Source organism: Bacillus sp. 05T31 (genome assembly GCF_056396725.1).
Map to the genome: position 1 here is coordinate 1 of NZ_JBFTMA010000247.1, position 7,849 is coordinate 7,849.

General features: G+C 33.0%; 11 protein-coding genes. All 11 read right to left on the reverse strand.

Going from position 1 to position 7,849, the window contains the following annotated elements:
* Positions 1-766, reverse strand: a 766-nt coding sequence (dnaN, locus tag AC1DJR_RS15745; RefSeq protein WP_477002977.1) for a DNA polymerase III subunit beta, incomplete at its 3' end; no start/stop codon positions are given.
* Positions 767-796: 30 nt separating this feature from the next.
* Entirely contained in the window at positions 797-1,240 is a 444-nt protein-coding gene (locus tag AC1DJR_RS15750; protein ID WP_429687172.1) for an NUDIX hydrolase, read from the reverse strand.
* Positions 1,241-1,424: 184 nt separating this feature from the next.
* Positions 1,425-1,841, reverse strand: coding sequence for a GNAT family N-acetyltransferase (locus AC1DJR_RS15755; protein ID WP_477002978.1), 417 nt, complete (start codon positions 1,839-1,841; stop codon positions 1,425-1,427).
* Between the two features lie 180 nt (positions 1,842-2,021).
* Positions 2,022-2,894: an MFS transporter gene (locus AC1DJR_RS15760; RefSeq protein ID WP_477002979.1), complete on the reverse strand. Its 873-nt coding sequence runs from the start codon at positions 2,892-2,894 to the stop codon at positions 2,022-2,024.
* Between the two features lie 278 nt (positions 2,895-3,172).
* The gene (locus AC1DJR_RS15765) at positions 3,173-3,316 is read right to left on the reverse strand and encodes a hypothetical protein (RefSeq protein ID WP_002013225.1); all 144 of its coding nucleotides are present in this window, start codon (positions 3,314-3,316) and stop codon (positions 3,173-3,175) included.
* A 31-nt stretch (positions 3,317-3,347) separates the two neighbouring features.
* Positions 3,348-4,376 carry a serine hydrolase domain-containing protein gene (locus tag AC1DJR_RS15770; RefSeq protein ID WP_477002980.1) on the reverse strand — a complete coding sequence of 343 codons (1,029 nt, stop codon included), beginning with the start codon at positions 4,374-4,376 and terminating at the stop codon, positions 3,348-3,350.
* A gap of 113 nt (positions 4,377-4,489) precedes the next feature.
* On the reverse strand, positions 4,490-4,762 hold the full coding sequence (locus AC1DJR_RS15775) for a heterocycloanthracin/sonorensin family bacteriocin (RefSeq protein ID WP_429687175.1): 273 nt from the start codon (positions 4,760-4,762) through the stop codon (positions 4,490-4,492).
* 199 nt (positions 4,763-4,961) lie between these two features.
* A complete protein-coding gene (locus AC1DJR_RS15780) occupies positions 4,962-5,408 on the reverse strand; it encodes an NUDIX domain-containing protein (protein WP_002032390.1) in 447 nt (148 codons plus the stop codon).
* A 372-nt stretch (positions 5,409-5,780) separates the two neighbouring features.
* Positions 5,781-6,350 carry a DUF4256 domain-containing protein gene (locus AC1DJR_RS15785; RefSeq protein ID WP_060751175.1) on the reverse strand — a complete coding sequence of 190 codons (570 nt, stop codon included), beginning with the start codon at positions 6,348-6,350 and terminating at the stop codon, positions 5,781-5,783.
* 183 nt (positions 6,351-6,533) lie between these two features.
* The gene (locus tag AC1DJR_RS15790) at positions 6,534-6,998 is read right to left on the reverse strand and encodes a GNAT family N-acetyltransferase (RefSeq protein ID WP_477002981.1); all 465 of its coding nucleotides are present in this window, start codon (positions 6,996-6,998) and stop codon (positions 6,534-6,536) included.
* 77 nt (positions 6,999-7,075) lie between these two features.
* Positions 7,076-7,849 (reverse strand): nucleoside hydrolase (locus AC1DJR_RS15795; protein WP_477002982.1); only part of this gene is annotated, 774 nt, incomplete at its 5' end.

Sequence of the window (7,849 nt, forward strand, 5' to 3'; positions counted from 1 at the left end):
CATTTGGAATTAGGCCGGATATATTAGGATATTTTCCTTCAATAAGTCTTGAATACAACGTAATTGTACCGAATTTAAAAATAATGTGACTCTCTGAAAGATATATGTATACTAAATTTGAATTACTGTTCATTAATTTTAGTAGTTCACTAATAGTGGAACTTGGTACAATGCAATTTAATTTCGCATGTGAAGAAATGGGTATTTCACGTAAAGCCAGTCTGTGCGAATCAGTAGCAGCACAAATTAATTTGTTATGATCAATAACGAAATGTACGCCAGTAAGAACTGGTCTAGATTCATTTTTAGCAGTTGCAAAGACAGTTTGTTTAAAGACTTCAATTAATTGTTCCGTCTCTACTTGTATTTCTGTATGTGCGTCTAAAAATGGTACATTAGGAAATTCATTTGCCGAGAGTCCATTTAAGTTTAAAGTAATTTCATCAGATTGAATTGTAATCAACTGCTCATTCATGCTTTTTATTAAAATATCACTTGGCATTTTCTTAATAATTTCAATGAAATATTTTGCTGGTACAACAATACTCCCTGCTTTTAAAATAGTTGTAATTTGTTCGTCTTCAATTGAAATAGGTATAAATTTTTCAATGAAAATATTCGAATTACTTGCGATTAAAGTAATTCCAGATTGATCTGCTGTTATYTTTATTCCGGATAATATAGGAATTAAAGTTTTTGTTGAGATAGCTTTACATACTTCTGAAAGAGCTTGTGTAAATTGTTTGTGATTAACGATAAACTCCATTTTTCCCCCGCCTTAAATGAAATACTATCTTTATGAAGATTGATGAATAATAGTTCCATTAAAAATATAAGGAACTGTTTCTTTCTTTTGTAAAAGGCTTTTTAAGTGTTCTGGTATACGTAAATAAGGTTCTGCTGAATCTAATTCCATCCAGGTAATCTCCTCAATCTCTTTTGGCCGTGATATACAGATTTCCCCTCCGATTATTTCTCCTAAAAAATTAAAGAAGATTGCATGATGTCCTCTCTCCTCAAAGAAGGCTTCACTAATGGAACAAACCCCTTTTACGGATATATCTAGCCCTGTTTCTTCTTTCACTTCACGAATTGCTGCCTCTTCTAACGTTTCYCCGAATTTAACTGCTCCACCTGGTAAAGTGTAATAAGAACCATGTTTCCCTTTGTTTTTAACCATTAATAGCTTTTCATGAGTTTCATCATATAGAAGTGCGTATGTAACATTTACTTTTTTCATATGTAATCCCCTTGAATGGTAGAAATTTTCTGTCTTTATTTCATTCTATCATTAAATTGTTTGGATTCATAAAAAGTAATTTGAATAAATAACTAATACGAAACGATATCGTGTTCATAGACACACAAAAGAAAAGAGCATATTTTGAAAAAGATTAATCATAATACACTCTTTAATGATTCATTTATAACCTTTTTTCTAAATAGTAATGATTATGCCCTTTAGGATGATCTTCACTTACCCCTATCACTTTATACCCATGTTTCTTATAAAAATTAGGGGCTTGGAAACTAAAAGTATCTAATTTGATTAGCCTACATTCTTTTTYAATTGCAAATTCTTCAATAAGATTCATTAAATTGCTTCCGTAACCTTCGTGCCTGTATTCTTCAGAAACCCATAGGAAATCAACATGTACATGGTGCCAAAATGTGATTGCCGTTATCCCTCCTACTATGTCTTCTTTTTCATTTTTCACTATAAAACTAATCTTTTCTGAAGGTGCTTTTTCTTCATTTGAAAGTTGTTTTTGGTTATATTCAATTACTTTTTCTCTTATGTAATCACTATCTTCTTGTACCCATTGCTTTACTATTTGCATTTTAACTATCACGCCCCTTTACATTATTTATTCAATTTAATAATCGGAATGTCCTATCTTCTTTAATGTTAGATTATGAAATAAGTACAGGGAAAAAATTAGATTTTTTGAATGGCATCCATTGTTTATACATTATGCTGTAATGAAAAAGAGCCCTAGCATAAGGACTCTTTCTTAGCATTAAGCTATTTTTCGATTTAACTGTTTTATTTCCTTCTTCTTTTCTGCATTTGGAGGGCGAATTAATATAGAGATAACGAATGATATAATACTTAAAACACCGATTGTAATGAAGGTTGGTTGAAACCCTCCAAGTAGTGCTCCAATGAATGATCCTGCAAGTGCACCAAATCCGAAACCTTGGTAAACAATCCCGTAGTTTGTACTATGGTTTTTTAGTCCGAAGAAATCTCCGACAATGGCTGGGAATATGGTGATATTACCACCAAAGCAAAAGGCGACACTTGCTACACAAGCAAAATAAATCCCGTAATTTAGTGGAATAAAACTTAAAGTGAAGACGGATAATCCAATAATAATAAATGTAGCCGAGACGATTTTTAATCGACCTATTTTATCTGATAACGTTCCAAGAATAATTCTACCTATTGTATTAAAGATTGCAATCATTGCGACGGCATTAGCGGCCGTCGCTGCACCTTTACGGTTTGGAAACCATTTAATTAAATTAGATAGTGATGTAATATATGCTGTTCCATCAGCGTATCCAACGACAACACCGGCTAATAAATAAAGTAATGGTAATGAGGAAACTTGTGAACTAAGTATTAAACCGAGTCCTAAAACAATTCCTGCAGTAGCGATAAGTTTACGAAGTCCAAATTTTTGTTGTAGCTTTCCTGCAAATAGAGTTGAGAATGATAAAGAAAAACTCGTAATTGAGAACGTGATCGCGACTGAATTGAGGTTCCATCCAAACTTACTTACAAGGGGTTGATTAAATAAACTCCATGTGTAAATTGTTCCTAGGCCAATTTGAACAATGATTGTACCTAGAACAATTAGCAATGGATTTATAGATGTTTGTTTCATGCTAACTGTCCCCTTCTTTTATCATGACATGAATTTTCACAGTTAGTATATCCATGATAAATTGCAAGATACTGTACGGAAAATGGAAATTGAGTTAGCTTACACAAAAAGACACTTCATCAAGAAGTGCCTTTTTGTAGGTTATATACAGCATTTAAAGAAAGCTTTGTTAAGATAAGACATTTTCGAATGCTTATGTATATATGTTATCAAATAATTTGCTGAAAGTGATGAGACTTAAGACGTATTTTTCTTTCATAAATAAGTCGGAGAGAAAATTAATATTCAATTTCCTCAAAGTCTTTCGGCTGCGGTACAGTTTGCATATTAGCTGCATCTTTCGGATCGCTATAAATCGCGTTTTGTTCTGTGTTTACATCCTTTATATTTTGCTTTTTATTTTTATTCACTTCATTTTTCATTAAAGTTCACTCCTTTTTATTATAGGAGTAGTTATACCCTAACCATAGTATTTTTACTGCTATTAAATGTATCAGCGACTAAATTGCTAAATTCACGTAAATAATATAAATAATTATCCCCACCATAGTTGTATCTTTTATTGTACATTTTAGCAACGACGACATTATATTCTGGAATGACTAATATCGTTGGTCCTGTAATTCCTAATATTTGATAGGAACCTTTAGGAACTCGCTCACCAAGTTCGCTAAATAAAGCAGGTTCATTTTGAACGAACCAAAACAACCCGTTTTGAGGTAGTTCTTTATTTGTATACTCTGGACTTTGTAAGCTCGTAGCAAGTGCTATAACTTCTTTTGGCACAATTTGTTTACCATTTAAAAACCCTTTATTTAAATGCAGGTTCCCCCAGTAGGCAAATTCTCTCGCAGAGACAAAAAGATTTTTCTCGGAGCCGTCATCTACTGCACCAACACTACTTATTGCATCTTCATCTGGGTTTACAACAACCTTAACTAAATTATCATCTTGTTTTATTCTCCATCCGGTTTCATTGAAGTTGGCAGGTAGGAATACACGCTCCTTTAGTAATTCAGGAAAACTCTTATTATACAGCTGATAAATAAGCTGCGTCACCATTCTTACATTAATATCTCTGTACGCCCAAGCTTGTCCCGGCTCAAAYTCACGAAAARCYGTCCCATCATCGGTTTCATTTAAACCGTGTGAATGAGTTACTAAATGTCTWATCKTTGTCTTYCCRAGTAATGAAGGATCATRTTYTTTAAAATAATTTACWGCCTCGTCATCAAGAGAKTTTATTTTCCCCTCATAAACAGCATAAGCTACCATTAATCCTAAATAGCTTTTTCTTGCGGAAGCGACATTGAACTGTGAAGATATGGTTACTTTTTTACTAGTAGGAGTATTTGAATGCGTTCCACTATAATGCTCTAGCACAATCTTATTATCTTTAATAATACAAAGTGCTGCCGTAGAACTTTGATTTGTCTCTTTAATGTTTTCTACCCATGAAATTAATTTTTCATATTTGTACAAATAAATATCCCCCTAAAACATATAAAAATAACAGCATGAAAGAAAAGTTTCAATACATTATAACTTTGCATCTGCACTTTTCTTTCATGTGAAATATTATAGACCTATAATACTTAAATAAACCACCAGTTCCAGCAATTAGAACAGCTGAAACAACCAACACAGCCTACACAACCTACACAACCGCCGCAACGTCCGCCGCCACARCCACCACAGCGACCACCACAACCGCCACAACGTCCGCCACCGCATCCGCCACAACGACGTGCATCGTCTTGAATGTAGTAATATGGATATTGATTTTGTTGCTGATCCCAATACACAACATTACCAGGTTGATAAGCATTAAGGTTTAACGCTTGTAGTTCTTGTTGAAATTCATTCATTATGAAACCCTCCATTTACAAATATAAATTCCGTCCAAATTTTCGAGTTTATTTACTTTTAAAAATAAAGTAGAAATAAGGCTATAGACTAAATGCGTACATCAACAAAATATGACTTTACACTAGGTGATGTACCTTGTTTATGAGCCTATTTTCTTTATATTCTTTTAGTGAACGGAATTAATATAAATAGAGACAATTAAAAGTTGCTAATCCAGCAAGTTAATAGTTCATCACTTAATTTTCTTTCTAGTAATTCTTTTACTGAAGGTGTCGGCATTATTGTATAGGAATTTATATTTTCTTTATTAAAATCAATCCAGTGAAATGCTAAATGGGACTCTTTAGATATTGGAGTGAAATCGGATTTTAACTCATTTGAATCTATTTCAAAAATGTGGTTAATTTCATGGTGGAGGGTTTCTTTGGCTTGCCATTGATTTTCTATGACGCCTAAAAATTGTTTTATACTGCAAGTTACCCCAAGTTCTTCTCGTAACTCTCTTATTAGTGCATTCTCTGCTGATTCCCCAATTTCAACATGGCCACCGGGTAAAAAATAGTGATGTCCTATGTATTCAGCAACTAGTAATTTTTCATCTTTTATCATGATAGCTCGTACAATATGATGGAATTTACTTTTCATTTTGTATTCCTCCTAATCATTCACTTTATACTTGCTCGGAAATTTTCATTTAAAAGCGGGATAATATAAATCATAGGTGTTTCATATGGGTGAATTTCATTGATAATTGCAAGAGTACCTTTTACAAGTTCTCGTTTATACGTTAATTAAAACTAATAATTTTGATAAATGATTCTAAAAAAGAGTATGTTTATGAAGAAAATTATCAAAACATACTCTTAATATTTTTAGTTGATTCATTCTTTTACAATAAGGTTTGATTAGCCCTATTCTTTGCGGCCTCAAAATCGAATCCGTAGCTAAAGTATGCAATCACTACTATTCCCTAAGCAAATCTATTCTCTACTTCAAATTTACCTGCCTGTACAAATTTTAGACTCTTAACGARCCACGAAAGCCTCTTGCGGCATAGTARGATTCTGCCCCATTGTGATACACAAAGACGTGTCCAAAGCGATAATCGCAAAAAAGGGCACCGCCAAGTTCTCTAATATCAGAAGGTGTTTGCACCCAACTCGACGTCTTCATATCGAAATTTTCAAGATTATGTAATGTACGATATTCTTCTTCCGTTAATAGTTCAATACCCATAGCAGTTGCCATATCAATAGCGTTATTTTCTGGTTTATGTTTCTTTCTTGATTCTAGCGCTTCAAGATCGTAACAAACACTTCTACGACCTTTAGGACTTTCTGCTGAACAATCATAAAAAATATATTCGCCTTTTTCTTTATCAAAATCAACAACATCAGGTTCGCCACCAGTTCGTTCCATTTCGTTGAGCGACCACAACTTCTCAGTATTAGCATCCAGCCTTTCTTGAACATTAGCCCATTCTAAACCTTTATGACGGTTCATATTATTATCAAAACGATCTTTCAATGTTTGTAGTAATTCTTCACGTTGCTCTAGTGACAACTCTTTTTTATTGCTTTCTTTCATATTAGTTCCTCCATTGATGTTTTTATTAATGATAGTTTAAGTATATATAAATACTGTTTTATAATAAAATGTTTAAATAATTTCGTGAATTGAGTTTGCGATAATTTATATGAATTAGTACAACCAATTCTCCGCAATATGACCCTTTAACGGAACAACTTATTGTTTCAAAACAGTACATTTTTATTTCAACAACAATAAGCGATATACTTCCTCACCGTCATATACATTTCCTAATGGTTTAAAATCATAACATTCATATAGTTTCTTTGCAGAAATATTATCTTTATGGACAGTTAATYTAATTTCCTCACACTCTTTAAAGTTATTTTTTATTAAGTTAATGATTTCCTGTAATGCTGCTTTTCCATATCCTTTTCCTTGCTCTTTTTCATCAATGATAAATCCGTTAATCCAATACATATCTGTTGACTCTCGTACAAAAGCATGCATAATAAAACCAACTATAAGGTCACCATCATATATAGCGAATGGAATATATTCGACATTTTCACCATCTGGTTTTATGTATACTTTAGCAAGTGATACTGCCACTGCGGGAACAAAGTGTATTTGGTTTTCTTTAACTTGTAACTTTAATGCGTCTTCCCAATTTTCTCTCGTAACAATTTTTAATTGAACGTTCACTATTTTAAGCTCCTTTAAAAAGAGAATTTATCTTTTATATTCAACGGAGTGAAATGATTCCCTTTTTCGACATCAACTTATAACATGATTTTCATAAAATCCTGAATAAATTTTTCCTCATCTAATTGTAACGCTATACGCGCCCCTTCAGATTTAGAGTGTGGGCGAAAATCAGCAAAAGTTTGTCCCTTCGTTTCGCCACATATGTCTACAGTCACTTTTCGAGATGTATAATTTAAAAATGTAGGATTCACTAAACCGCTTATAGCAAGTACATCGTGTAATAATGGCCCTTCAATAGATGGATTGAGTTTTTGGTATGCTGATAAATAATAATCGTACAGGGGTTTCATAATCGACTTAAATGGATTTTGTGTATTAACTAAAATGTAAGTAAATACACTTGGGGTTAAAACCGTTTTATTTGTTACATTTAARGGGAATAACGTTATATTTTCCGCTTGCTGAAATACAATTTGACTTGCTATAGGATCTCCGTACACGTTTGCCTCTGCTAATGGAGTAACATTCCCTGCTTCTAAAAAGACACCACCCATAAAATAAATTCCTTTTATATTTAACATCAAGTCGTTCCATAAATTAAAAGCAATCGCTAACGAGGTAGATCTTCCTACATCGACAATTGTTAAATCTTCTCCATACTTTACAAGAATCGCAGCAATACTGCCAAAATTGTATATAGGAATAGATAACGCACTTTCCGGTACATGGATGGGCCCTAATCCTTCTGGTCCATGAATTTCAGGGTAATACGTTGTAATTTCATTTGTAAGTGGGCCTGTTGCACCGCTAATTACAGGAATATCTTGTCTGTTTGCTAACTGTAAAAT

Coding starts and splice junctions, on each gene's coding strand:
- AC1DJR_RS15760 (WP_477002979.1), bottom strand. CDS start 2,894: ATGAAACAAACATCTATAAATCCATTGCTAATTGTTCTAGGTACAATC.
- AC1DJR_RS15765 (WP_002013225.1), bottom strand. CDS start 3,316: ATGAAAAATGAAGTGAATAAAAATAAAAAGCAAAATATAAAGGATGTA.
- AC1DJR_RS15780 (WP_002032390.1), bottom strand. CDS start 5,408: ATGAAAAGTAAATTCCATCATATTGTACGAGCTATCATGATAAAAGAT.